Annotated in this window: 18 protein-coding genes and 1 pseudogene; 15 read left to right on the top strand and 4 right to left on the bottom strand. The window is 72.2% G+C overall.

What is annotated here, in order from left to right; genetic code table 11:
- Window positions 1-24 precede the first annotated feature (24 nt).
- The 3 genes from coaBC to OHB56_RS08300 all read left to right on the top strand — a co-directional run bounded on the left by coaBC (window position 25) and on the right by OHB56_RS08300 (window position 5,003).
- A complete protein-coding gene (gene coaBC, locus OHB56_RS08310) occupies window positions 25-1,227 on the top strand; it encodes a bifunctional phosphopantothenoylcysteine decarboxylase/phosphopantothenate--cysteine ligase CoaBC (RefSeq protein ID WP_326751685.1) in 1,203 nt (400 codons plus the stop codon).
- Between the two features lie 247 nt (window positions 1,228-1,474).
- Window positions 1,475-2,698, top strand: coding sequence for a methionine adenosyltransferase (gene metK / locus OHB56_RS08305; RefSeq protein WP_326751684.1), 1,224 nt, complete (start codon window positions 1,475-1,477; stop codon window positions 2,696-2,698).
- 145 nt (window positions 2,699-2,843) lie between these two features.
- Window positions 2,844-5,003: a primosomal protein N' gene (locus tag OHB56_RS08300; RefSeq protein WP_406352455.1), complete on the top strand. Its 2,160-nt coding sequence runs from the start codon at window positions 2,844-2,846 to the stop codon at window positions 5,001-5,003.
- Between the two features lie 93 nt (window positions 5,004-5,096).
- Here OHB56_RS08300 and OHB56_RS08295 read toward each other — a convergent pair whose 3' ends face one another.
- Complete coding sequence (locus tag OHB56_RS08295) at window positions 5,097-5,663, bottom strand: hypothetical protein (protein ID WP_326751682.1); 567 nt, start codon at window positions 5,661-5,663, stop codon at window positions 5,097-5,099.
- Window positions 5,664-6,008: 345 nt separating this feature from the next.
- Here OHB56_RS08295 and fmt point away from each other — a divergent pair, with 345 nt between their 5' ends.
- The 3 genes from fmt (at window position 6,009) to OHB56_RS08280 (ending at window position 10,351) form a co-directional block, all read left to right on the top strand.
- Window positions 6,009-6,941: a methionyl-tRNA formyltransferase gene (gene fmt, locus OHB56_RS08290; RefSeq protein ID WP_326751681.1), complete on the top strand. Its 933-nt coding sequence runs from the start codon at window positions 6,009-6,011 to the stop codon at window positions 6,939-6,941.
- Between the two features lie 130 nt (window positions 6,942-7,071).
- On the top strand, window positions 7,072-8,490 hold the full coding sequence (locus OHB56_RS08285; protein ID WP_326751680.1) for a transcription antitermination factor NusB: 1,419 nt from the start codon (window positions 7,072-7,074) through the stop codon (window positions 8,488-8,490).
- 643 nt (window positions 8,491-9,133) lie between these two features.
- Window positions 9,134-10,351, top strand: a complete 1,218-nt coding sequence (locus tag OHB56_RS08280) for a hypothetical protein (RefSeq protein WP_406352452.1) — start codon at window positions 9,134-9,136, stop codon at window positions 10,349-10,351.
- Here the strand turns inward: OHB56_RS08280 and OHB56_RS08275 are convergent.
- Together OHB56_RS08275 and OHB56_RS08270 are read right to left on the bottom strand one after the other, a co-directional pair.
- On the bottom strand, window positions 10,335-12,155 hold the full coding sequence (locus tag OHB56_RS08275) for an asparagine synthase-related protein (protein ID WP_406352451.1): 1,821 nt from the start codon (window positions 12,153-12,155) through the stop codon (window positions 10,335-10,337). The two genes, OHB56_RS08280 and OHB56_RS08275, sit on opposite strands and share 17 nt — an antisense overlap.
- A 1-nt stretch (window position 12,156) precedes the next feature.
- Complete coding sequence (locus OHB56_RS08270; protein ID WP_406352450.1) at window positions 12,157-12,780, bottom strand: lasso peptide biosynthesis B2 protein; 624 nt, start codon at window positions 12,778-12,780, stop codon at window positions 12,157-12,159.
- A 679-nt stretch (window positions 12,781-13,459) separates the two neighbouring features.
- Between OHB56_RS08270 and OHB56_RS08265 the strand changes: the two genes are divergently transcribed.
- On the top strand, window positions 13,460-13,747 hold the full coding sequence (locus OHB56_RS08265) for a hypothetical protein (RefSeq protein WP_406352448.1): 288 nt from the start codon (window positions 13,460-13,462) through the stop codon (window positions 13,745-13,747).
- A gap of 624 nt (window positions 13,748-14,371) precedes the next feature.
- On the opposite strand, the pseudogene OHB56_RS08260 reads toward OHB56_RS08265, so the two are convergent.
- Window positions 14,372-14,992, bottom strand: a pseudogene (locus OHB56_RS08260) (MMPL family transporter); the annotation flags it as partial.
- Between the two features lie 542 nt (window positions 14,993-15,534).
- Here OHB56_RS08260 and rpe point away from each other — a divergent pair.
- From rpe to OHB56_RS08220, 8 genes are all read left to right on the top strand, one after another.
- Window positions 15,535-16,221 carry a ribulose-phosphate 3-epimerase gene (rpe, locus tag OHB56_RS08255; RefSeq protein ID WP_055598108.1) on the top strand — a complete coding sequence of 229 codons (687 nt, stop codon included), beginning with the start codon at window positions 15,535-15,537 and terminating at the stop codon, window positions 16,219-16,221.
- A gap of 78 nt (window positions 16,222-16,299) precedes the next feature.
- Window positions 16,300-17,346: a sugar-binding domain-containing protein gene (locus OHB56_RS08250; RefSeq protein ID WP_326751675.1), complete on the top strand. Its 1,047-nt coding sequence runs from the start codon at window positions 16,300-16,302 to the stop codon at window positions 17,344-17,346.
- A 211-nt stretch (window positions 17,347-17,557) separates the two neighbouring features.
- Window positions 17,558-17,911: a barstar family protein gene (locus OHB56_RS08245; RefSeq protein ID WP_406352446.1), complete on the top strand. Its 354-nt coding sequence runs from the start codon at window positions 17,558-17,560 to the stop codon at window positions 17,909-17,911.
- Window positions 17,912-18,018: 107 nt separating this feature from the next.
- Window positions 18,019-19,461 carry a GuaB1 family IMP dehydrogenase-related protein gene (locus OHB56_RS08240; RefSeq protein ID WP_406358972.1) on the top strand — a complete coding sequence of 481 codons (1,443 nt, stop codon included), beginning with the start codon at window positions 18,019-18,021 and terminating at the stop codon, window positions 19,459-19,461.
- Window positions 19,462-19,614: 153 nt separating this feature from the next.
- Window positions 19,615-20,067: an Lrp/AsnC family transcriptional regulator gene (locus OHB56_RS08235; protein ID WP_055630134.1), complete on the top strand. Its 453-nt coding sequence runs from the start codon at window positions 19,615-19,617 to the stop codon at window positions 20,065-20,067.
- Between the two features lie 130 nt (window positions 20,068-20,197).
- Window positions 20,198-21,400: an MFS transporter gene (locus OHB56_RS08230; protein WP_406352444.1), complete on the top strand. Its 1,203-nt coding sequence runs from the start codon at window positions 20,198-20,200 to the stop codon at window positions 21,398-21,400.
- An 83-nt stretch (window positions 21,401-21,483) separates the two neighbouring features.
- Window positions 21,484-23,466 carry a nitrate- and nitrite sensing domain-containing protein gene (locus OHB56_RS08225; protein WP_406352442.1) on the top strand — a complete coding sequence of 661 codons (1,983 nt, stop codon included), beginning with the start codon at window positions 21,484-21,486 and terminating at the stop codon, window positions 23,464-23,466.
- A complete protein-coding gene (locus tag OHB56_RS08220; protein WP_326751671.1) occupies window positions 23,463-23,876 on the top strand; it encodes a DUF742 domain-containing protein in 414 nt (137 codons plus the stop codon). Before OHB56_RS08225 ends, OHB56_RS08220 begins: the two co-directional genes overlap by 4 nt.
- The last annotated feature ends 136 nt before the right edge of the window (window positions 23,877-24,012 follow it).

Here is a 24,012-nt window from a genome sequence, read left to right as displayed (position 1 = left end):
ATTCCGGGGAGAGACGGGAGAGACGTGGACAAGCCGAAGGTCGTTCTGGGCGTCAGCGGCGGCATCGCCGCGTACAAGGCCTGCGAGCTGCTCAGGCGGCTGACGGAGTCGGGGCACGACGTCCGCGTCGTCCCCACCGCCTCCGCGCTGCACTTCGTCGGCGCCGCCACCTGGTCGGCGCTCTCCGGCCACCCGGTCTCCACCGAGGTGTGGGACGACGTCCACGAGGTCCCGCACGTCCGCATCGGGCAGCACGCCGACCTGGTCGTGGTCGCCCCGGCCACCGCGGACATGCTGGCGAAGGCGGCGCACGGCCTGGCCGACGACCTCCTCACCAACACCCTGCTCACCGCCCGCTGCCCCGTGGTCTTCGCCCCCGCGATGCACACCGAGATGTGGGAGCACCCGGCCACACAGGAGAACGTGGCGACCCTGCGCCGGCGCGGTGCCGTCGTCGTCGAACCGGCGGTGGGCCGGCTCACCGGCGTGGACACCGGCAAGGGCCGGCTGCCCGACCCGGGCGAGATCTTCGAGGTCTGCCGCCGGGTACTGGCCCGGGGCGTCACCGAGCCCGACCTGAGAGGCCGGCACGTCGTGGTCAGCGCCGGCGGCACCCGGGAGCCCCTCGACCCCGTCCGCTTCCTCGGCAACCGCTCCTCCGGCAAGCAGGGCTACGCCCTCGCCCGGACCGCCGCCGCGCGGGGCGCACGGGTCACCCTGATCGCCGCCAACGCCGCGCTGCCCGACCCGGCGGGGGTGGACGTGGTCCCCGTCGGGACCGCCGTACAACTGCGCGAGGAAGTGCTCCGGGCCGCCGCCGACGCCGACGCGGTGGTCATGGCCGCCGCGGTCGCCGACTTCCGCCCCGCGGCGTACGCGGCCGGGAAGATCAAGAAGCAGGACGGCCGGGAACCCGAGCCCGTCGCCCTGGTGCGCAACCCGGACATCCTCGCCGAGATCTCCGCCGACCGGGCCCGCCCCGGACAGGTGGTCGTCGGCTTCGCCGCGGAGACGGACGACGTGCTCGCCAACGGACGCGCCAAGCTGAAGCGCAAGGGCTGCGATCTGCTCGTGGTCAACGAGGTCGGCGAGCGCAAGACGTTCGGCTCCGAGGAGAACGAGGCCGTGGTGCTGGGCGCCGACGGCAGCGAGACGCCCGTGGCGCACGGCCCCAAGGAAGCCCTGGCCGACACGGTCTGGGACCTGGTGGCCGCGCGCCTGGGCTGAACGATCCGCGGCGGGCTCCGGATCCGTGAGGATCCCCAAACCTCGCCGCCGGGGCGTGGCGGCTCTGGCCAACACGCCCTGGCATGGGCAGAATGCCCGTGCCGCAGGTCACGGGGGTTCCCGAGAGGCGAGACAGGAGAGCCCGTGACGAAGCGCGACCGATAAACTGTTCCACGGACGGTGTGCGGTGCAGCCCCTGCCGTCCGCCAATGATCAGCCAGCAGCCGCTGCAACCACAGGGAGCGTTGTGTCCCGTCGTCTGTTCACCTCGGAGTCCGTGACCGAGGGTCATCCCGACAAGATCGCTGACCAGATCAGCGACACCATTCTCGACGCGTTGCTCCGCGAGGACCCCCATTCCCGCGTCGCAGTCGAGACCCTCATCACCACCGGCCTGGTGCACGTGGCCGGCGAGGTCACGACCAAGGCCTACGCGCCGATCCCGCAGCTGGTGCGCGACAAGATCCTGGAGATCGGCTACGACTCCTCGAAGAAGGGCTTCGACGGCGCCTCCTGCGGCGTGTCGGTGTCCATCGGCTCCCAGTCCCCGGACATCGCCCAGGGCGTCGACACGGCTTATGAGTCCCGGGTCGAGGGTGCCGCCACAGGTGAAGAAGGGGACGAGCTGGACCGGCAGGGCGCCGGTGACCAGGGCCTGATGTTCGGTTACGCGACGGACGAGACGCCGACGCTGATGCCGCTGCCGGTCTTCCTCGCGCACCGCCTGTCCAAGCGCCTGTCCGAGGTGCGCAAGAACGGCACCATCCCCTACCTGCGCCCGGACGGGAAGACCCAGGTCACCATCGAGTACGACGGCGACAAGGCCGTCCGCCTCGACACGGTCGTGGTCTCCTCGCAGCACGCCTCCGACATCGACCTCGAGTCGCTGCTCGCCCCCGACATCCGCGAGTTCGTCGTGGAGCCGGAGCTGAGGGCGCTGCTGGACGAGGGCATCAAGCTGGACACCGAGAAGTACCGTCTGCTGGTCAACCCCACCGGCCGCTTCGAGATCGGCGGCCCGATGGGCGACGCGGGCCTCACCGGCCGCAAGATCATCATCGACACGTACGGCGGCATGGCCCGGCACGGCGGCGGCGCCTTCTCCGGCAAGGACCCGTCCAAGGTGGACCGCTCGGCGGCGTACGCGATGCGCTGGGTCGCCAAGAACGTGGTCGCGGCCGGCCTGGCCTCCCGTTGCGAGGTCCAGGTGGCGTACGCCATCGGCAAGGCCGAGCCGGTCGGTCTGTTCGTGGAGACCTTCGGTACCGCCAAGGTCGACATCGAGCGGATCGAGCGGGCGATCGAGGACGTGTTCGACCTCCGTCCGGCCGCCATCATCCGTGATCTGGATCTGCTCCGCCCGATCTACGCCCAGACCGCCGCCTACGGCCACTTCGGCCGTGAGCTGCCCGACTTCACCTGGGAGCGCACCGACCGCGTGGACGCGCTGCGCGAGGCGGCGGGACTGTAGTCCGCACTCCGGCGCTTTCGCCGAGGCCCGGCGCCCCTTCGGGGGCGCCGGGCCTCGGCGTGCGCGTGGCCCCGGGGCGTCCGGCGCGGGGCGGGCGGTGGCCGCTGTCGGCCGTGTGTCAGTCGTGTTTGGTAGGAATGCAGGCGTGAGCAGCGAGAACGGCGGGAGCGGACAGGCGGCCGGCGGTGCGCGGGGCGCGCCGCCCGAGCAGCTCGCGCTCATCCGGGAGACCGTGCGCAGGGTCGACACGCCCCGGGCCAAGCCGCGGACCTGGCGGGGTGCCGCACTCGCCGGGCACCTGCCGGTCGCACGCGTCCTCGTCGACAAGGGCGTCCTGCACCTCGACCGGTACTTCGACTACGCCGTGCCCGAGGAGCTCGACGCCGACGCACAGCCGGGCGTCAGGGTGCGGGTGCGGTTCGGGGCGGGCCGGCACCGGGTGCGTGAGGGGCGCCGCGAGGGTGGCGGGCTCATCGACGGGTTCCTGATCGAGCGGCTCGCCGAGTCCGACTACTCGGGGCCGCTGGCCGCCCTCGCCCAGGTGGTCTCGCCCGAGCCGGTCCTGAGCGAGGAGCTGCTGGGGCTGGCCCGGGCGGTCGCCGACCGGTACGCGGGCAGCCTCGCCGACGTGCTCCAGCTCGCCGTACCGCCGCGCAGCGCACGCGCCGAGCGGCGACCCTCGCCCGAGCCGGCGCCCCCGCCCCCGCCGCCCGAGCCGGGCTCCTGGGCCCGGTACGAGCAGGGGCCCGCCTTCCTCCGGTCGCTGGCCGCCGGCGGCGCTCCGCGCGCCGTGTGGAACGCGCTGCCCGGACCGCTCTGGAGCGAGGAGCTGGCCCGCGCGGTCGCGGCGACGCTGGCCTCCGGCCGCGGCGCCCTCGTCGTCCTCCCGGACGGACGGACCGTCGCCCGCCTCGACGCCGCGCTCACCGAGCTCCTGGGCCAGGGGCGGCACGCGGTGCTGACCGCCGACGCCGGGCCCGAGAAGCGGTACGCGCAGTGGCTCGCCGTGCGCCGCGGCTCCGTGCGCGCCGTGATCGGCACCAGGGCGGCCATGTTCGCGCCCGTCCAAAACCTCGGCCTGGTCGCGCTCTGGGACGACGGCGACGACAGCCACAGTGAGCAGCACGCCCCGCAGCCGCACGCGCGTGAGGTGCTGCTGCTGCGGGCGGCACAGGACAAGTGCGGTTTCCTGCTGGGCAGCTGGAGCTGCACGGTGGAGGCCGCCCAGCTGGTGGAGACCGGCTGGGCCGGGCCCCTGGTCGCCGGAAGGGACCGGGTACGGGCCGCCGCCCCGCTGGTACGGACCGTCGGGGACGGGGACCTCGCGCGGGACGAGGCCGCCCGCGCCGCCCGGTTGCCGTCGCTCGCCTGGCAGGCCGTCAGGGAGGGGCTGCGGCACGGACCGGTCCTCGTGCAGGTGCCCCGCCGCGGTTATGTCCCGCGGATGGCGTGCGCGGGCTGCCGTATCCCGGCACGGTGCCGGCACTGCTCGGGGCCGATGGAGGCACCCGGCGTCGACGATCTGTGGTGCGGCTGGTGCGGACGGCGCGAGGAGAGCGGCTGGCACTGCCCGGAGTGCGGCGGGTTCCGGCTGCGGGCCCAGGTGGTGGGGGCGCGGCGGACCGCCGAGGAGCTGGGCCGGGCCTTCCCCACAGTGCCGGTGCGCACCTCCGGCCGCGAGCATGTGCTGGACACGGTGCCGGCCGCGCCCTCGCTGGTGGTGAGCACGCCGGGGGCCGAGCCTGTTGCCGAGGGCGGATACGCGGCGGCCCTGCTGCTGGACGGCTGGGCGATGCTGAGCCGGCCCGATCTGCGGGCCGGGGAGGACGCGCTGCGCCGCTGGATCGGCGCGGCGGCACTGGTGCGTCCCCAGGCGGAGGGCGGCACGGTCGTGGTGGTCGCCGAGCCGACCCTGCGGCCCGTGCAGGCGCTGGTGCGGTGGGATCCCGTCGGACACGCGGTACGGGAGCTGGGGGAGCGGGCCGAACTGGGCTTCCCACCGGTGTCGAGGATGGCGGCGGTCTCAGGGCCGGGGGAGGCCGTGGCCGGGTTCCTCCGCGCGGCCGAACTTCCCGGCGAGGCGGAGGTTCTGGGGCCCGTCCCGCTGCCCGTCACCCCCGTGGGCCGTCCGCGGCGACCCGGCGGCCCGCCGCCCGGGGACCACTGGGAGCGGGCCCTGATCCGGATACCCCCGGGCCGGGGGACCGCGCTGACCGCCGCTCTGAAGTCCGCCCAGGCGGCCCGTACGGCCCGCGCCGGCGACGAACCGGTGTGGGTGCGGATCGACCCGCCCGACATCGGCTGAGGAGGACGGGCCGGGGGACGGCCGGGGCGAGCATGCCGGGGGAGTGCCGCCCTCCCGGGCGCGGTCGCGTTCGGGAGGACCGGGGGCGGGCGCTCAGCCGTTGCGGGGGCCCGGGAAGGTGGTGGGGCCGGGGAAGGTCGCGGGGCGCGGGTCGTCGCGGAGGGACGGGCTGCCCGCCGTCGGCTGGGTCGGCATGGAACGGGCGGCGGGAACCGTCGGCACGCCGGAGACCCCCGCACCCACGTTGACCGTGCGCGTTCCCGACGGCTCGGCGGTGTGCTCCGTCTCCGTGGCCTGGTTCTGGGCGGCCGCGGCACGGCGGGCGCCGTAACGACGGTGGACCGCCTGCTTGGTCACGCCGAGCGCGGAGCCCACCGCGTCCCACGAGAAGCCCAGCGAGCGGTCGAAGTCCACGGCTGCGGTGACCAGGGTCTCGACGCTGTCCCGCAGTTCCTGGGCGAGACGGACCGTCGGGGCGGGGGCGCGTCCGTAGACGACGAAGCCCGTGGAGGGGCCGGAGCGGCGCGGGCGGTAGACGTTGCCGAGCTGGGCGGTGAGCGTGCGCAGTGCGTCCACCTGCCGGCGGACCCGCTCGATGTCCCGCACCAGCAAGTGCAGGCTGGCGCGAGCCTGGGCGTCGTGGGTTGCGTGGTCGGCCATGAACAAGCCTCTCGAACCGGCGTTGAAAGGAACGGGCCGCGTCGGAGCGGCCCGGTGTGGTCAACTCTTTCTTGACCAACGCGGATCAGCTCCGTGGGTCACGGGCTGAGGGCGTGGCGATTCCCGCGCACGCCCCTGTGGAGGACCGGGAGCCCAGCCCCCGCCCCTGGCCCGGAGCCCGTCCGCGGGCCCGTCCCCCGTACGGTGCCCCACCGCCGCGTCCGAACCGCCGCCCGTGTGCGGCCCGCCGTACTGCTCGCACGCCGCCCGTACGCCCTCGGTCGTCCCCCCATAGACTGGTGTGCTGCCCGCCACGTCCCCGCCCGAGAGGCCCGAATCCACCCCATGAAGCTCGTCTTCGCCGGCACCCCCGAAGTCGCCGTTCCCGCCCTGGAAGCTCTTCTCTCCTCGGAGCGGCACGAGGTGGCCGCCGTCGTCACCCGGCCCGACGCGCCGGCCGGGCGGGGCCGCAGGCTGGTGGCCTCTCCGGTCGCCGAGCGGGCGCAGGAGGCCGGGATCGAGGTGCTCAGGCCCGTGAAGCCACGGGACCCGGAGTTCCTCGAGCGGCTGCGCGAGATCGCCCCCGACTGCTGTCCCGTCGTCGCCTACGGCGCCCTGCTGCCCCGGGCCGCCCTCGACATCCCGGACCGGGGCTGGGTCAACCTGCACTTCTCGCTGCTGCCCGCCTGGCGCGGGGCGGCGCCCGTGCAGCACGCCGTCATGGCGGGCGACGAGATCACCGGCGCGTCCACCTTCCTCATCGAGGAAGGGCTCGACTCGGGGCCGGTCTACGGCACCGTCACCGAGGAGATCCGCCCCACCGACACCAGCGGCGACCTGCTCACCCGGCTCGCCTTCGCCGGCGCCGGACTGCTCGCCGCGACCATGGACGGCATCGAGGACGGCACCCTGAAGGCCGTACCGCAGCCCGCCGACGGGATCACCCTCGCCCCGAAGGTCTCCGTGGAGGACGCCCGCGTCGACTGGAGCGCCCCGGCCCTGCGCGTCGACCGCATCGTGCGCGGCTGCACCCCCGCGCCCGGGGCCTGGACCACCTTCCGGGGCGAGCGGCTCAAGCTCGTCCAGGTCAGGCCCGCCCCCGACCGCACGGATCTCGCGCCCGGCCGGCTGGCCGCGGGCAAGAACAACGTGTACGTCGGCACCGGCTCGCACGCCGTGGAACTGCTGTGGGTGCAGGCCCAGGGCAAGAAGCCGATGCGCGCGGCCGACTGGGCACGCGGTGTACGGATCGGCGCCGAGGAGACCGTCGGCGGCTGACGCCGCGGAACCCCTGTCCCGCGCCCGGCGCCACCGCACCCCGGCCGGGCGCCCGGCGCCTCGCGACCCCGGTCGTCCCGACGACGTACGCTGGACCGCGCACTTCATCCCACACCCGGAGCACCTTTTCGTGAGTGACCAGCCCCGTCGTCCCCGCAAGCCCGGCAAGCCCTACCGCCGGCCCCAGAAGGACCCCGTCCGCATCCTCGCCTTCGAGGCCCTGCGGGCCGTGGACGAGCGGGACGCCTACGCCAACCTCGTTCTGCCGCCGCTGCTGCGCAAGGCGCGCGAGGGCGGTGACTTCGACGCCCGGGACGCGGCGCTCGCCACCGAGCTGGTGTACGGCACGCTGCGTCGGCAGGGCACGTACGACGCGATCGTCGCCGCCTGTGTCGACCGGCCGTTGCGCGAGGTGGACCCGCCCGTGCTGGACGTGCTGAGCCTCGGTGTACACCAGCTGCTGGGGACCCGGATCCCGACCCATGCCGCCGTGTCCGCCTCCGTCGAGCTGGCGCGCGTGGTGCTCGGCGACGGACGGGCCAAGTTCGTCAACGCCGTGCTGCGCAAGGTCGCGCAGCACGACCTCGACGGCTGGCTCGAGCGGGTCGCGCCGCCGTACGACGAAGACCCCGAGGACCATCTCGCCGTGGTGCACTCGCACCCGCGCTGGGTCGTCTCCGCGCTGTGGGACTCCCTCGGCGGCGGCCGCGCAGGCATCGAGGAACTGCTGCGGGCCGACAACGAGCGGCCCGAGGTCACGCTCGTGGCCCGTCCCGGCCGGGCCACCACCGGGGAACTGCTCGAGGAGGAGGCCGCTCTGCCCGGCCGCTGGTCGCCGTACGCGGTGCGGCTGAGCGAGGGCGGTGAGCCGGGCGCGATCCCGGCCGTGGCGGACGGCAGGGCCGGCGTGCAGGACGAGGGCAGTCAGCTCGTCGCGCTCGCCCTGGCCGGCGCCCCGCTGGAGGGGCCCGACCGGATGTGGCTGGACGGTTGCGCCGGTCCCGGTGGCAAGGCCGCGCTGCTCGCCGCGCTCGCCGCCGAGCGCGGCGCCGTCCTGCTGGCCTCCGAGAAGCAGCCGCACCGGGCCGGACTGGTCGCCAAGGCGCTGGCGGGGAACCCCGGGCCGTACCAGGTCGTCGCAGCCGACGGGACCCGGCCGCCGTGGCGGCCCGGCACCTTCGACCGGGTGCTGGTCGACGTGCCCTGCACCGGCCTCGGCGCCCTGCGGCGGCGCCCCGAGGCGCGCTGGCGGCGCCGGCCGGGAGACCTGGAGGGCTTTGCCCCGCTGCAGCGGGAGCTGCTGCGCACCGCCCTGGAGTCCGTACGGGTCGGCGGTGTCGTCGGCTACGCCACCTGCTCGCCGCACCTGGCGGAGACCCGGGCCGTGGTCGCCGACCTCCTCAAGCAGTTCCCGGCCGCCGAACTCCTCGACGCCCGGCCGCTGCTGCCCGGCGTCCCGGATCTGGGTGAGGGCCCCGACGTCCAGTTGTGGCCGCATGTGCACGGGACCGACGCCATGTATCTGGCACTCATCCGCCGGACCGGCTGACGCCCGCTTCCTTGTAGCGCCCCGGAATGAGTGACCCATTCTCATTCTGGGACGCCCGGCACCGCGTACGACGACGATGAGCTCGGCAAGGACACGCAGCCCGCGCACAGGAACGACTGTGTGCACACCTTCGCCGACGAGGACCGGCACGAGGTCCTCGTCCGCCGCAGCATCGACGACAGCGAACCTCCTGTCCGAAGCCCGAAGGGGACTCATTCGTGTAGGCCGTCCGGAGGCATCCGGATGGTGATCCGAATGATCAACACGGACGATGGTGCTCGAGTCCCGGCGCAGCACCAGGTCTCCTGGTCCGCTGTGGGGACCGGACGCTTCGGCGACGCCGCCGCGAGATACGTGCCGCGGAAAGCCGGAAGGGGCTCGCCGGACGGCGCTTCACCCGTGCAGTGCCGCAGTGACGGTCGAAGGAGAACCCCGTGGGTCCAGTTGGCGTGAGCCGGTGCCTATCGGCGGGACTCTTCGCGGTCGGCTTGAGTGTGTGTTCCGGTTGCGGTCACCGTCAGCGCCCGGTGGACGGCCTGCGGCGTCAGGAGATGATCACGTGAGGACTCCCCTCGGGGCCGGCGTCGGCTCGCGCCTGCGGGCGCTGCTGATCACGACGAGCACCAGGAAGTCGCCGGCTGCCATGGCGTTGATCCTGCTGGCCCTCCTCCCGACGGCGCTGCTGCTGGGGTGGTGGGGGGTCGAAGACCTCAGCGAGGCCCTGACCTACACGGGGCGCATCACCGGTGCCATCCTCATTCTGGTCGCGGGCCTCTCGTTGTTGGGCGCCGCCGCGGTCGTGGACCACTGGGGCCGGAACATCTTCCCCTATTCCGGGATGGTCGCGCTGATCGGTACAGTCGCGGCATCGTTGACCAACGCCATGCTCCTGCTCGAGACCTTCAGGGACGGCGATTCCACGCTTTACCGGGTGCTGTTCGGCCTGCTCACGACGGGTTCGGCATGGGCCGTCCTCACGGTGTGGCGGACATCGGTCGTGATCCCCTCTCCGAAGCGGGTGGCCGCGGCAGTGATCGTCTCCTCGGCTCTTGCGACGGCCAATTTCGGCTACCAGCACCTCTACCAGCCGTCCCAGCACGGTGTCAGGCCCCTCGTCAGTATCGCCGTGGGAGAGCCTGTGCTGAGCAAGGACCGCAAGAAGTTCGTCGTACCGGTCGACATCAAGATCGAGAACCACAGCGATATGGGCTTCTACGTGCTCGGCACTGAATTTCACGCCATGGGCGAACGGGTGTCGCTCAGCCGGACGGACCGGCCCCGCAAGCAGTGGCGTGCAGATGCCGAGACGTTCCGTGACTTCTATGTGCAACGCCCGCTCTCCCGAAGGGAGATCTACCAGCCCGGCCAGTTGGTGTTGGCGCAGCCATGGGTGCCTATCGGAAACTGGATCGAGGCAAACGACGTGCTCATCACCCGAACGGTTGTGCAACTGCCCATCGACACGCCGTATGACCAGTTGGCGCTCTACGCCTCCGCGTTCTTGGCGCGCAAGGACCGGTTCGTTCTGGAGGAGGTCCATCCGAATGGGTATTCCTGGAGTGGCGGCAAGGTGCCCCAGTGGGTCAAGAAGGACAAGACCTCCGACTACGTCGCCTACCGCGGCCGGGTGTACGAAAACAATGCGATTGACCAGCACACGATGGACCCCCGCTACCTCACTGTCTATTGGCGGTTCGGCACGCATGGCGCAGACGTGTTGGGATTCATCCTGCGAAACAGTGAGGAAAACCGCATACTGCCCAGAGCGGGAATTCACGAGATGGTGAACCGGTACGGCTTGGTCACCGCCGGAACGGGTCCGATCAAACGGACGCTCTGGGACATCAAGAAGAAGGGTTGACCGGCATGGCCGCACGGCGCACGCGGGAGCGCCGGTCCCCTCGCTCCAGCCACGCCACGAGGGCGAGCGAACTGTTCACACGGTCCCAGGCATAGGAGTCCCCTATGCCGAACCGCGCCTCCCTCACCGCCCGGCACAGCGTCTCGACGTCGAACATCTCCGCGATCAGCGGATGCCTCGCGGAGCGGCAGAGGTCGATGAGTTCGTCGCTGTGTGTCCGCAGGCCGCGGGCGTAGAGCTGGTTGAAGGGGACCTTGACGACCCGGCCGCCGATCCGGGGCGGAAGCAGATCGGCCATCGCCTCGCGCAGTACCGCCTTCGGACGGCCCGGATGGAACGCGGCCTCGGCGGGGAGGCGGCGCATCGTGGCGATGACCTCCGGGTCGAGGAAGGGGTGCGAGAGGAAGAACCCGTCCTGCCGTGCGCGGCGCCAGGACAGCGGGTCGGGAGCGGCGAGGTAGTTGGCGGCCTCGTAGAGGGACTGTTCGGGCTTGCGCCCGAACACGAAGCGGCTCTCCGCGATGCCGGCCTCACGGTAGCCGTGAGCCCGCGCGAATCCGGAACGCAGCCATCGGGGGCGGGCGAAGGCGCCGAGGCCGCCGAGCACCGTTCCGCGGCGGCGGACGAGCGCGGTGACCCGTTCGGCGGCCAGCGGAAGAGCCGGTTGCACCACGTAGGCGGAGACGATGTCCCACAAGCCCCGCTCGCTGCCCGCGGCCCAGTCACGTGCCTGCCTCGTCATCTGCCGGAGCTGTCCCGTGCGGGCCAGCCTGTGCAGGTGAAACGGGTTGGCGTCCACCATCGGATCGGCCCCGCAGCCGGTCAGGAGGGTGTCGCAGCCCAGATCCGCCGCAGCGGCGTGGAGCCTGCTCCAGAACGGGGCGCGGAAGGCGTGCGCATGAGGCTCGTCCGGGTCTCCCGCGTGGTGCTGGAAGTCGTCGAAGTCGGCCACGTCGTCGACATCGAGGATCACCGGGCGGGCTGCGGGCGCGTGCCGGCGGATCTCCGCCATCGCCTCGTCCATATAAGGCTGTTCGGCAGCGAGTTCTCCCCTTCCGAAGCGCCCGGCGAGCAGGACGAGGTCCTCAGGGCGGCCCTGTCCCGCGGCCAGCAGGCGTGCCGCGAGCAGCGCGATGCTGGTGGAGTCGGTGCCACCGGAAACATGGCATGCCGTCATCCTGCCCATACGGCGCCCGACAGCGTTCTCCAATGCGAGGCGCAGGTCCTTCGCGGCCCCGCCGAGGCCGGGTTCGTCCGCTGCCCGTATCGACGAATCGTGGGCCTGACGGACGTGTCGCGGCGCCCGACCGCGCATCTGCCCCGTGATCGAAAGTTCCACCACCTCGCCACCGAGTATGCGGTGTACCCCGGCGAAGGGGGTGAGTTCCGAGTGGGGTTGCGCCATGTTCCCGGTCAGGTATCGGCAGAAGTAGCGCCGTTCCAGCTCTGCTCCGTCGCCCAGGCGGCGCGCCGAGGTGCTCACCGCGGTGACACGGCCACCGGACTCCCTGAAGAACAGGGGGATGCGTGCCTGCTCGTCCCGCATCAGCAGGATGCGGTCGCGGCACACCAGCACGGCCGCGTAATCGCCGGTCGGCAGACGCGGTGCCGTTTGCGGACGGCCCCAGTCGTCGAGGAGGCCGCGCGCTCCCGCCACGCGCTCACGGACGGAGCCGACCCAGCCGGCGACCACCGCGGTCCCGGCCCGTGAGGAAACCGTCGTCACGAGCCCTTGCCGCGCCATGGCCCCGGCTGCCCAGAGCTTCGGGACGCCCCCGTTCCACTCGAGGCGGAGTGCTTCCACGTCACTTCCCTCCGCCGCCGACCGAGAGAACCGGCGCGAACGCGTGCCCGCGCGGATCGGCGTCAGGGATGCACAGGCCGGCCGAAGACGTCCAGGCGTGCAGGGCGAACGGGTGCTCGCGCACACCGACGTGAAGTACGGCCTTCACGCCGCGCCGCCGCAGCAGGACGAAAGCCGTCACGGCCTCGGCCTTGCAGTCGTCGTTGACGAACCAGCTTCTGCGACCGTGTGATTGCACTGCCCGTTTCAGCCGTTCGACGTCCTCTGCGGCGGCGGGGTCCGCGCGGACGTAAGCCGGGGCTGCCAAGGACAGGAGCCGAAGGGCGCGCCCGAATCCCATGGTCCCGATCAGCAGGCGCACTCCGCGCAGCCAGAGCCCGATCGCGATGTCCGACTGCTGCCTTGGGCGGGCCGTCGCACACCCGGCGCGGATGAGACCGGCAACGATTTCGGCGCGTTCCTCGGAGAGTCCCTCAGCGAACTTCCGGATGTCCGCCGTCGCCACTCCAAGGAAACGCGTCCGCCGCCAGTCCGCGATCAGCGCTCCGTCGGACATCCTGGTGACACGGCAATGCGGTGACAGGATCCGCGTCATGGCCACCAGGGCATCGGTGTCCTCTGCCACCGCACCTCCTCCAAGGTCGGCCTGACACCGTGCCCGCGGCGGACCCGGTCCGATGTGGGGGCAGTGTCAGGATTGGTATCCGTGACCGTCGTAGAAGCCGCCGCTGAAGCCCCGGATCAGACGGCCGTTGCCGAGAAGGACGAGCCCATGCGGCATATGACGCCGTAGCAGTCGGAGAAACATCGCCTACCTCCAGGATCAGGTGGCATTGGTAACATTTAGGCTACTCTGCGCTGGATGTCCCGCAACCGGACTGCCGGTGCCCGCGCCGCGAAGCACGGGTGATGCGCCGGACTGCCTTGTCCGTCGTTCCGGAATCGTCTCCCCCGTCGCGGACGCCGTGGGGCCCTGCGGATGCTGATAAACCATCCGGCCCTGGTCACGCGGCGTGTCGATCCTCGTGCGGGACGGTAAATCGTTCGGTGTAACTCCTGATCAAGGAAGATGCGTCGATGACCAGTGAGAACGGGAACGAGGTTGAGTCCATCGAGGCGGCTGAGCCGCAGCCCGCCCCGGAGGGCGAGACCGCCCTGTGACGAGCCGTCATGTCGCGTTGTGGAGGGCCCGGATGCAGGTGCAGGCAGGGGCTTGTTGATCATGTGAGTGTCGAGTTCACGTGACCACAACCGAAGTCCGTGCCTGCTGTCTCGTTTTCTCCTGTGCCGTCGGGCCTGGAGCGATGGGCCCGTACCCCGTCACCGCGGACGCGGCCCACCCCCAGCACGCGAACGGCCGTTGGCTGCGCGAGCAAGGCGCCCACTGCATCGCTGTCGTGAAGGGCGACCATCCCGGTCTGCTCGAGCAGTTGAGGAAACTGCCGTGGGCCGACATCGATCTGGACCACAAGGACCGCACCAGGAACCGGGGCCGGCTCGGGGTCCGTCACCTGAAGACGGCCGCGTTCCGGCATCTCGACCATCCCGGGGCCGTCAAGCCCTGCGCGTCATGCGCCGGTGAAAGGACCTGACCAGCAACAAGATCACGATCGAGCGGCTGCACTTCGTCACCGGCCTCCCACCCGGCGCGGCATCCGGCGCCCGGATCGCGGCCTGGATCCACGGCCACTGGAAGATCGAGAACCGGCTCCACCGCGTCCGCGACACCACGTTCACCGAGGGCGGCTCCCTCATCCTCACCGCTCACCTGCCCCGCGTGACGGCTGGCCTTCGCGACCTTGCCGTCAGTGCCTTCCGGCAGGGCCGCCGCACCGACATCGCCGCCGCCACCCGCCACCATGACCGCCATCCGAGTCGCCCTCTGGCCACACTCGGATGGGCATGATCAACCAGGACTCATGTGCTCAACCGGACAGAACCGCGACACGCAAAGTCCCTGGGTATCAGCTCCTGATGGGACGAGGTGAAAATCTGGCCAGCAGAGAGGGGAGATGTAATGGAGCCGCTCCTGCACTCGGTATCCCGAGGCTTGACGCCGCTGGTTTTCCGCGCTCCATGCCCCAGCAGCACCACTCGATGTGTCGCCACGGGATTAGCCAAGATCGTGAGACGGGTCGGGTTGGCCGGCAGTTGAGACGCGCGTATCCGCCCGGTTCAGGTGACCGCGGTGGGCCACACGAAGGGGGAACCTGCACCTCCGCTTCGCGCACCGCGCCGGCGCCGTCCTCGCGGGCGAGCCGGTGCGGCCACCACACCCTGGGTCCCACGTCCAGGAACAGGGACGTGACCAGCGCCGACCGCACGATGAAGGTGTCCAGCAGCACGCCGAGGGCGACCGCGAAGCCGATCTCGGCGAAGGCGACCATGGGCAGGGTGCCGAGCGCGGCGAAGGTGCCCGCCAGGACCAGGCCCGCCGAGGTGATGACGGTGCCCGTGGTGGCGAGCCCGGTGACCACGCCCCGCCGGGTGCCGCGCAGGCCCGCCTCCTCGCGGATCCGGGTGGTCAGGAAGATGTTGTAGTCGATGCCCAGGGCCACCAGGAAGACGAAGGCGAACAGCGGGAAGTCCGTCGACTCGCCCGCGTAGTCGAACACGTACCGGAAGGCCAGGGCGCTGAGGCCGAGCGCCGCGGCGAACGACAGGATCACCGTCCCGATGAGCAGCAGCGGGGCGATCAGGGCCCGGAGCGGGGCGCAGAGGGTCAGCAGGACGACGAGCAGCACCAGCGGAATGATCACCAGATTGTCGTGCGTGGTCGCTCGGTCCATGTCCAGCAGCGCCGCCGTTCCGCCGCCCACCCGCGCGTCCGCGTCCTCGGCGATCCGTTCCCGGTCGGCGGCCGTCAGACCGCTCTCGCGCGCGTAGACCACGATCGCGGGGATCTGCTCGGGCCGGAAGTCCTCGGAGATCTCCAGGACCTGCGTGGACTCCGCGGACCCCGGCAGCCAGGACGCCGCGTCGTTGTCCTGGGCGTCGGTCAGCTTCTGCGCCAGGGGCGCCGCCAGGAACAGCACCACCAGCCACAGCGCCAGGACCAGCCACTTGGCACGGCGTCCGCAGACCAGATGCCCGATGCCGCGTTTCCCGTACTCCCCGCCGGAACCGTGCGGCCCGCCCGCTTCAGGTGCCCCGCCCGCGTCAGACGCTCCGTGCGCGGCCCACGCCCCAGGAGCCCCAGGCGTCTCCGGTACCCCACGAGCCTCAGGTGCCCCGCGACCCCCGGCCGCCCCGGACGTGCCACGCGTCGAGCTCATGGCCGCCTCCGGAGCAGGCAGGCCCGGGACGCGGGTGGCGGATATGCCCGCATTCCTCCCGGACCGGTGCCGCCGCCCGCCGGAGGGCATGGCAGGCTTGGGGCATGGCCGCGCAGATCAACCCCAGTATTCTCTCCGCCGACTTCGCCCGCCTCGCGGACGAGGCGCAGGCGGTCGCGGGAGCCGACTGGCTCCACGTCGACGTCATGGACAACCATTTCGTCCCGAACCTCACGCTCGGTGTGCCGGTCGTGGAGTCGCTGGCCCGTGCGACGGACATCCCGCTGGACTGCCATCTGATGATCGAGGCCCCCGATCGCTGGGCGCCCCAGTACGTCGAGGCGGGGGCCGGTTCCGTCACCTTCCACGTGGAGGCGGCCGCCGCGCCCGTGCGGCTGGCCCGGGAGATCCGGGCCAAGGGGGCCAAGGCCTCCATGGCACTGCGGCCCGCGACGCCGATCGAGCCGTACGAAGACCTGCTCCCCGAGCTCGACATGCTGCTGATCATGACGGTCGAACCGGGCTTCGGGGGCCAGGCCTTCCTCGACATCATGCTTCCGAAGATCCGCCGCACCCGCGAGTTGATCAGCAAGCACGGCCTGGACCTCTGGCTCCAGGTCGACGGCGGTGTCTCGGCGTCCACCATCGAGCAGTGCGCCGACGCCGGAGCCGACGTCTTCGTCGCGGGATCCGCCGTGTACGGGGCGGAAGACCCGGCCGAAGCGGTACGTGCATTGCGCAACCGGGCCGAAGCGGCCACGGGCAAGGCATCCTGGGCGTGCGACCACTGAGCCACGGGAACGTGAACGGCTTTCCAGCAGGGCCGTTCGACCGCGCCGGATCTGCAAGGATGAAGGCGAATCCAGAGTGTGAACAGCAGTGAGGAGATCGCCGTGTCGGGTATGTCGGCGGCGGGCCGTTCAGCCATGCGGATGGGACCCGCTGAGCTGGTACAGGCGGCGGCCATGGCCCGCCGCTTCTACCTAGAGGGCAAGTCCAAGATCCAGATCGCGGAGGAGTTCGGCGTCAGCCGCTTCAAGGTGGCCCGGGTCCTGGAGACCGCCCTCGAACGGGATCTCGTACGCATCGAGATCCGCGTGCCCGCCGAGCTGGACGCGGAGCGCTCCGATGCGCTGCGCGCCCGCTACGGCCTCAGGCACGCCGTCGTGGTGGAGTCCCCGGCCGAGGCCGCGGAGACACCCGACCCCGAGAACCTGGGAGAGGTGGCCGCCGACCTGCTCGGCGAGCTGGTCACCGAGGGAGACGTACTGGGGCTGGCCTGGGGCCGGTCCACCATCCACATGGCGGCGGCCCTGGACCGGCTGGCGCCCTGCACGGTCGTGCAGCTGACGGGTGTGTACGACGCCGGGACCGCCGAGCGCGGCTCGGTGGAGGCCGTACGGCGGGCCGCGCAGGTGTCGGGCGGCGACGCCCACCCCATCTACGCGCCGATGCTGCTGCCGGACGCGGCGACCGCGGAGGCGCTGCGCCACCAGACCGGTATCGCCCGGGCCTTCGAGTACTTCGACAAGGTCACCGTCGCCTGTGTCTCCATCGGCTCCTGGGAGCCGGGCATCTCGACGGTGCACGACATGCTCACGGACGAGGAGCGGGAGCACTACGCCTCCCTCGGCGTCGCCGCCGAGATGTCCGCGCACCTCTTCGACTCCGACGGGCGCCGGGTCGGCCGTGACCTCGGTGAGCGGTGCATCACGGTCAAGACCGACCAGCTCCGCCGGGTCCCCGAGGTCGTCGCGATCGCCGGCGGGCAGCGCAAGGGCCCCGCGATCGACGCGGTGCTGCGCTCCGGGCTGGTCACCAGCCTGGTGACGGACACCTCGGCCGCCGACTACCTGATGGCGGCGGGGCCCGCCCCGAGGTCCGCCCTCAACCGGTCCGACCCGGACGGTCCCTGACCGGGCGAGGGACGAGGGCGGACGCGGCAGCATCGGCCGTACGGTGCTGCGGCTCCTCCCTCGTCTTCCGACCCGCCTTCTCGCGCTGACGGCGGGACTGCCCCTCGCGGGCCGCTCGGCCGATCGCGAAGCCCGGCGCGCCGTCACCGGACGCGGCGGCGAGAAGTGCTGCACCGAAGCGCCCCTACGCTCCGTTCAGGACGGTACCGGGATGACGCACGAACGGGCGGGCCGGCTCGTGGTCGCGCTCGACCTCGACGGGGCCACGGACAAGGACGGCCTGATGGACGGCTGCGCCCGCGCCCCGGACCTGCCGGGCTGGTTCGGCCGCAACCGGGACGCCCTCGCGGACTCCCGCGCCGACCACCCGGTCCGGCCCGAAGGCGCCGTCGAACGCGGACTGCTGATCGTCGTGGACGGCCGGCTGCCCTACGCGACGGCCCGTCCCGCGGAGTGGGAGACCGCGCGGGAGGTGTTCGCCGAAGCGGTACGGAGGGCCCCGGCGCTCACCGTGGCCCTCGCCCTCGGAGGTTCCTCCCAGCCGCGCGCCGACCTGCCTGGATGATCGCACCGGCACGGGCGATCCGGTCGTCATGGGACAATGAAGTACGTGCTCTTCCCCCTGGCTGACCTGTCCGGGGGCCACCTCTGATCGACTGGGATGTGCAGCACGTGCGTTTCCTCAACGACATCCAGCCCCCGTACGACCTGACCTACGACGACGTTTTCATGGTGCCCAACCGGTCCGCCGTCGTCTCGCGTCAGGACGTGGACCTCAGCTCCCCGGACGGAACGGGCACCACCATCCCGCTCGTCGTCGCCAACATGACGGCCATCGCCGGCCGCCGCATGGCCGAGACGGTGGCCCGCCGCGGCGGGCTCGTGGTCATCCCGCAGGACATCCCGATCGAGGTCGTCACCGAGGTCGTCGCCTGGGTCAAGAGCCGCCATCTGGTCCTCGACACCCCCATCGTGCTGGCCCCGCACCAGACCGTCGCCGACGCGCTCGCCCTGCTGCCCAAGCGCGCGCACAACGCGGGCGTCGTCGTCGACGACGGGCACCGGCCGATCGGTGTGGTCACCGACGCCGACCTGTCCGGTGTGGACCGCTTCACGCAGCTCAGCGAGGTCATGTCCCGCGACCTGCTGCTCGTCGACGCCGGCATGGACCCGCGTGAGGCTTTCAACACCCTCGACGGCGCCAACCGGCGCTACGCCCCCGCCGTGGACAAGGACGGCCGCCTCGCCGGCATCCTCACCCGCAAGGGCGCCCTGCGCGCCACCCTGTACACGCCGGCCACCGACGACCGGGGACGGCTGCGCATCGCCGCGGCCGTCGGCATCAACGGCGACGTCGCCGGCAAGGCCCGGCAACTGCTGGACGCGGGCGTCGACACGCTCGTCATCGACACGGCGCACGGGCACCAGGAGTCGATGATCAGCGCCCTCAAGCTGGTCCGCGACCTCGACCCGCAGGTCCCAATCGCCGCGGGCAACGTGGTCTCCGCCGCGGGCGTCCGCGACCTGATCGAGGCCGGAGCGGACATCGTCAAGGTCGGCGTCGGCCCCGGCGCCATGTGCACCACCCGCATGATGACCGGCGTCGGCCGGCCGCAGTTCTCCGCGGTCCTGGAGTGCGCGGCGGAGGCGAAGAAGTACGGCAAGCACGTGTGGGCCGACGGAGGGATCCGCCACCCGCGCGACGTGGCGATGGCCCTCGCGGCCGGCGCGTCCAACGTGATGGTCGGCTCCTGGTTCGCCGGGACCTTCGAGTCCCCGGGCGACCTCCAGCACGACGCGAACGGACGCCCCTACAAGGAGTCCTTCGGCATGGCCTCCGCGCGCGCCGTACGCAACCGCACCTCGGAGGAATCGGCCTACGACCGGGCCCGCAAGGCGCTGTTCGAGGAGGGCATCTCCACCTCCCGCATGTTCCTCGACCCGACCCGGCCCGGCGTCGAGGACCTGATCGACTCGGTCATCGCGGGGGTCCGCTCCTCCTGCACCTACGCGGGCGCCGGCTCCCTCGAGGAGTTCGGGGAGAAGGCCGTCGTCGGCATCCAGAGCGCCGCCGGGTACGCCGAAGGCAAGCCGCTGCACGCCAGCTGGACCTGACCGGGGTCCCGGCCGTCCGGCCGCCCGCCCCCGGGCGGCCTCCGCGAACCCCGCCGGTCCTGCCGCCCCTCCCGCTCCCCGCCGAACCCACCGGACCCGCCGAACCCGTAGGTCCCGTCCCTGACCTCCCAGAAGCGAAGTGAACCGCCCGCAGTGCTGAACGATCTCGACGAACGCATCGTGCACGCCCTCGCCGAGGACGCCCGCCGCTCCTACGCGGACATCGGCAAGCTCGTCGGCCTGTCCGCGCCCGCCGTCAAGCGGCGCGTGGACCGGCTGCGCGCCACCGGCGCCATCACCGGCTTCACCGTACGGGTGGACCCCGCCGCCCTCGGCTGGGAGACCGAGGGCTTCGTCGAGATCTACTGCCGCGGCAACACCTCCCCGGAGACCATCCAACGGGGCCTGGAGCGCTACCAGGAGGTCGTGTCCGCCTCCACCGTCACCGGGGAGGCGGACGCGGTCGCCCAGGTCTTCGCCGCCGACATGCGGCACTTCGAACGGGTCCTGGAACGGATCGCGGGGGAGCCCTTCGTCGAGCGGACCAAGTCCGTGCTGGTGCTGTCACCGCTGCTGCGACGATTCTCGTCAGGACCGCCCGCCTGACGGCCGCCCGCACTATCCTCGACGTCATGACCTGGCGACATTGATCCACCGGTAACGCCTCCCGAGGGCCGCCTCGGATGCCGTACGTCCTCCACGTCCGGTATCCGAACCGCCCTTACGGGAAGGCCTCATGACCTCCACGCCCACGCGTGCGCCCGACCCCCGCGTCCGACGGCTGACGACCACGCTGTACGGCTACGCGTTCCTCGAAGACTTCGTGCTGCTCTACCCGGTGTACGCGCTGCTGTTCAGCGACAGCGGTCTCACCGTCTGGCAGATTTCCTCCCTGTTCGCCCTCTGGTCGGTCACCGGCGTCCTGCTGGAGGTCCCCTCCGGCGTCTGGGCCGACGCCGTCTCCCGCCGCCTGCTCCTGTGGCTCGGCCCGCTGCTCACCGCCGCCGGCTTCACCCTGTGGGCGCTGGTGCCCTCGTACGGCGCCTTCGCGGCCGGCTTCGTCCTGTGGGGTGCCGGCGGAGCACTCGCCTCCGGGGCGCTGGAGGCCCTGGTCCACGACGAACTGGAGCGGCTCGACGCGGCCGGCCGTTACGCCCGGATCATGGGCCGGGCCCGCGCGGCCGGCCTGGTGGCCGTGATGGCGGCCATGGGACTCGCCGGTCCGGTGCTCGACCAGGGCGGCCACGCCGCCGTCTGCGCCGCCAGCATCCTGGCGTGCCTGCTGACCGCGGCCGCCGCCCTCCGGTTCCCGGAACACCGGACCCCGGCGACGGGACACCGGGGCTGGACCGCCCCCCTGCGCGCCGGACTCGCCGAGGCACGCGCCGACCGGTCGGTGCGCGGCGCGCTACTGCTCGTACCGGCCGTCGGCGCGGTGTGGGGCGCCCTCGACGAGTACACGCCGCTGCTGGTGCGGGACACCGGCGTCGCGGACGAGACCGTCCCGTACCTCCTGCTGCTGATCTGGGCCGGTGCCACCGCCGGGAGCCTCCTCGCCGGCGAGGGCGAACGCCTCGGCACGAACGGACTCGCGGCCCTGCTCGCCTGCGCCGGACTCGCTCTCGCCGTCGGCACGCTCGCCGGTACGCCGGCCGGACTGGTCCTGGTCGCCCTCGCCTTCGGAGGCTTCCAGGCGGCGACCGTGCTGGCCGACGCGCGACTCCAGCGGCGCATCGGGGACACCGGGCGGGCCACCCTGACCTCGCTCGCGGGCCTGGGCACCGAGCTGGCCACGGTCGCGGTGTTCGGCGGCTACGCCTTGATCGCCTCGCACAGCCCGCACAGCACGGCCTTCGCCGTGTTCGCGGTGCCGTATCCGGTGACGGCGTTGCTTCTGATCCTCACGAGGCCATTGCGCTCGCCGAGAGTCGTCCCGTAGGTTGTGCGCCACTCGCTACCGATGGGTAACAACCGTTGGTGTGTGCTTCGCCGCCCAGTCATCCGAGCGTCCTGGGGAGAGCTATGCGCCGGCTCATCGGCCGTCCCGCCACGGTCCGCGCCCGCATCGTCGCGCTTGCGTTCGCACCGGCGCTCGCCCTGCTGGCCTTGTGGACCTTCGCCATGGTGTCGGTCACCGGCGAACTGCGCGCACTGACCCGGCTGCAGGGCGTGTACGAGGACTTCGGCACGCCCGTCGACACGGCGATCGGGCAGATCCAGATCGAACGGCGGCTGGCCGCCGCCTACTTGGGGACGAGCCACCGCAAGTCCGCGACCCTGGACCTCATGGAGCAGCACCGCCGCACCGACCGCGCCGTGAACGCCATGCGCGACGCGATCCGGGACGGCGACCGAGACCGGCTCTCCGGCCCGCAGCGCGAGGCCCTCGACGCCATGGTCGGCGCCGTCGAGGAACTGGAGGGACTGCGCCATCGAGTGCTGGCCCGCGACATCTCCTGGGACCGGGCCGTCGACGAGTACGGTGCGCTCGTGGAACCCGGATTCGACATCCAGTCCGCCCTCACCGCCCTGCAGGCCGGGCAGCTCGCGCGGGAGGCGCAGGTCGTCGTCGAGCTCGTCCGGGTGCGGGAGTTCGTCTCCCGCGAGGACGCCCTCGTCGCCGGGGCGCGCGCGGCCGGCCGACTGACCGACCGGCAGTACGACACGCTCACCGCGGCGATCGGGCACCGCCGGGTCTTCGAGCGGACGTATGTGGCCGACCTGCCGGCCGACTCACGGGCGTTGTTCCAGGAATTCCAGCGCGGCGAACTGCACGGCGAGTTGACCCGGAGCGAGGAGGCGCTGCTGCGGGCGGGGCCGGAGCGCGCCGGTGAGGCCGTCGCGGCGGAATCCTGGCGCACGACCACCGACCGGGCCGTCAAGCGCTACATGGAGCTGTGCACCCAGGCGGCCCTCAACTCCGCCGAACGCGGCCGGAGCTTCGCCCATCAGGAGCTGATCAAGGCGGCCGTCGTGGGCGGGCTCGGGCTGGCGGCCATCGGCCTGTCCCTGTGGTGGGCGGTGCGCGGTGCCCGCCGCATCTCCCGCCGGCTGGAGGAACTGCGGGACGCGGCGGACCTGCTGACCACCCGCCAGCTGCCCGATGTCATGGTCAGGTTGAGCGCCGGCGAGGAGGTGGACGCGGCAGCCGAGGCACCGCCGCTGGCCGACGGGGAGGCGGAGTCCGACGAGATAGGCCAGGTCGGCCGCTCCTTCAACGCCGCCCGCCTCGCCGCCGTCGAGGCCGCCGTCCGGCAGGCCACCCTGCGCCGCGGGCTGTTCGCGGTTCTCCTCAGCATCGCCCGGCGCAACCAGACCCTGGTGCACCGGCAGCTGAAACTCGTCGACACGCTGGAACGGCACACGGACGACCCCGACATGCTGGAGCAGTTGTTCCGCATCGACCACCTCACCACCCGGATGCGGCGCCACGCGGAGAACCTGATCATCCTCTCCGGCGCCGCCCCGGGCCGCAGATGGCGCCGCCCCGTGCCCATCGCCGACGTCGTCTCCTCCGCGGTGAGCGAGATCGAGGACTACGTGCGCGTGGAGGTCCCGCCGATGGACCGGGTCGGCGTCGCCGCGGACGCCGTCGCGGACGTCGTCCACCTCGTCGCCGAACTCCTGGAGAACGCCACGGTGTTCTCACCCCCGCACACCCGGGTGACACTGCGCACCGGCCGGGAGCGCGGCGGCTACGTCCTGCGCATCGACGACCGGGGACCCGGCCTCGACTCCGGGCCGCTCCACGAGGCTCACCGCACCCTCGGCCACCCCGATGGCTTCGATCCCTCCCGCCACGACCGGCTCGGCCTGTACGTGGTGGGCCGGCTCGCCGCACGGCATGCCATCGAGGTGACGCTGCACGAGTCCCCGTACGGCGGGACGACGGCCGCGGTCCTGCTGCCCGGAGAAGTACTGGCGCACCTGGAGTCCGAGGTGTCAGAGGTGTCCGAGGTGCCCGAGAAGACGGAGGAGACGGAGGGCGTGTCCTCGCTGCCGTGACCGACGACGACCACCGGTACGACGACGATCACCCGCACGACGACCACTGGTACGAGGACGAGACCGGCCTGATGGTGCGGCCCTACGCCGTCACGCGAGGCCGGACCCGTCCCTCGGGCGGGCCCACCATCACCCTGCTGTCCCAGGTCAGTGCCGTGGAGTCCGGCCTGGCGCAGCCCGGTGTCGACCACACCCGCACCCGCCTGCTCGACCTGGTGCGCCGCCGGGGCCCCCTGCCGGTCGTCGAACTCGCGGCGGCCGCCGACCTGCCGCTGACCGTCGTCCGGGTGCTCCTCGCGGACCTGGCCGGAGCCGGCCTGGTGTGGATCGGCGCACCGCGCCGCACGGGCGGGCCGGCGACCGACCCGGAACTCCTGCGCGAGATCGTGGCACGGCTCCGGGAGCTGTGACCCCCCGTCCCGCTTACCGACACGCCCACGCGACGTCGCGGTCGGGGCCCCGGTCGCGGACGGTGACGCCGGTGCGCCGGCTCCGTGCGCCGGGCGCGGTGGTGACGACGGAGACCACGGAGAGCGTCCCAGCCGG

The organism is Streptomyces sp. NBC_01635 (assembly GCF_045209715.1).
Taxonomy (GTDB): domain Bacteria; phylum Actinomycetota; class Actinomycetes; order Streptomycetales; family Streptomycetaceae; genus Streptomyces; species Streptomyces hirsutus.
The sequence above is the reverse complement of the archived record's forward strand: the minus strand, read 5'-3'. Positions and strand labels throughout refer to the sequence as shown.

Excerpts from the sequence above, each read along its gene's own strand:
- rpe (WP_055598108.1), top strand. The coding sequence starts at position 15,535 with ATGGCCGCGCAGATCAACCCCAGTATTCTCTCCGCCGACTTCGCCCGC.
- OHB56_RS08295 (WP_326751682.1), bottom strand. The coding sequence starts at position 5,663 with ATGGCCGACCACGCAACCCACGACGCCCAGGCTCGCGCCAGCCTGCAC.
- OHB56_RS08280 (WP_406352452.1), top strand. The coding sequence starts at position 9,134 with ATGGCGTTGATCCTGCTGGCCCTCCTCCCGACGGCGCTGCTGCTGGGG.
- OHB56_RS08225 (WP_406352442.1), top strand. The coding sequence starts at position 21,484 with ATGCGCCGGCTCATCGGCCGTCCCGCCACGGTCCGCGCCCGCATCGTC.
- OHB56_RS08245 (WP_406352446.1), top strand. The coding sequence starts at position 17,558 with ATGACGCACGAACGGGCGGGCCGGCTCGTGGTCGCGCTCGACCTCGAC.
- OHB56_RS08230 (WP_406352444.1), top strand. The coding sequence starts at position 20,198 with ATGACCTCCACGCCCACGCGTGCGCCCGACCCCCGCGTCCGACGGCTG.
- OHB56_RS08265 (WP_406352448.1), top strand. The coding sequence starts at position 13,460 with ATGGGCCCGTACCCCGTCACCGCGGACGCGGCCCACCCCCAGCACGCG.
- fmt (WP_326751681.1), top strand. The coding sequence starts at position 6,009 with ATGAAGCTCGTCTTCGCCGGCACCCCCGAAGTCGCCGTTCCCGCCCTG.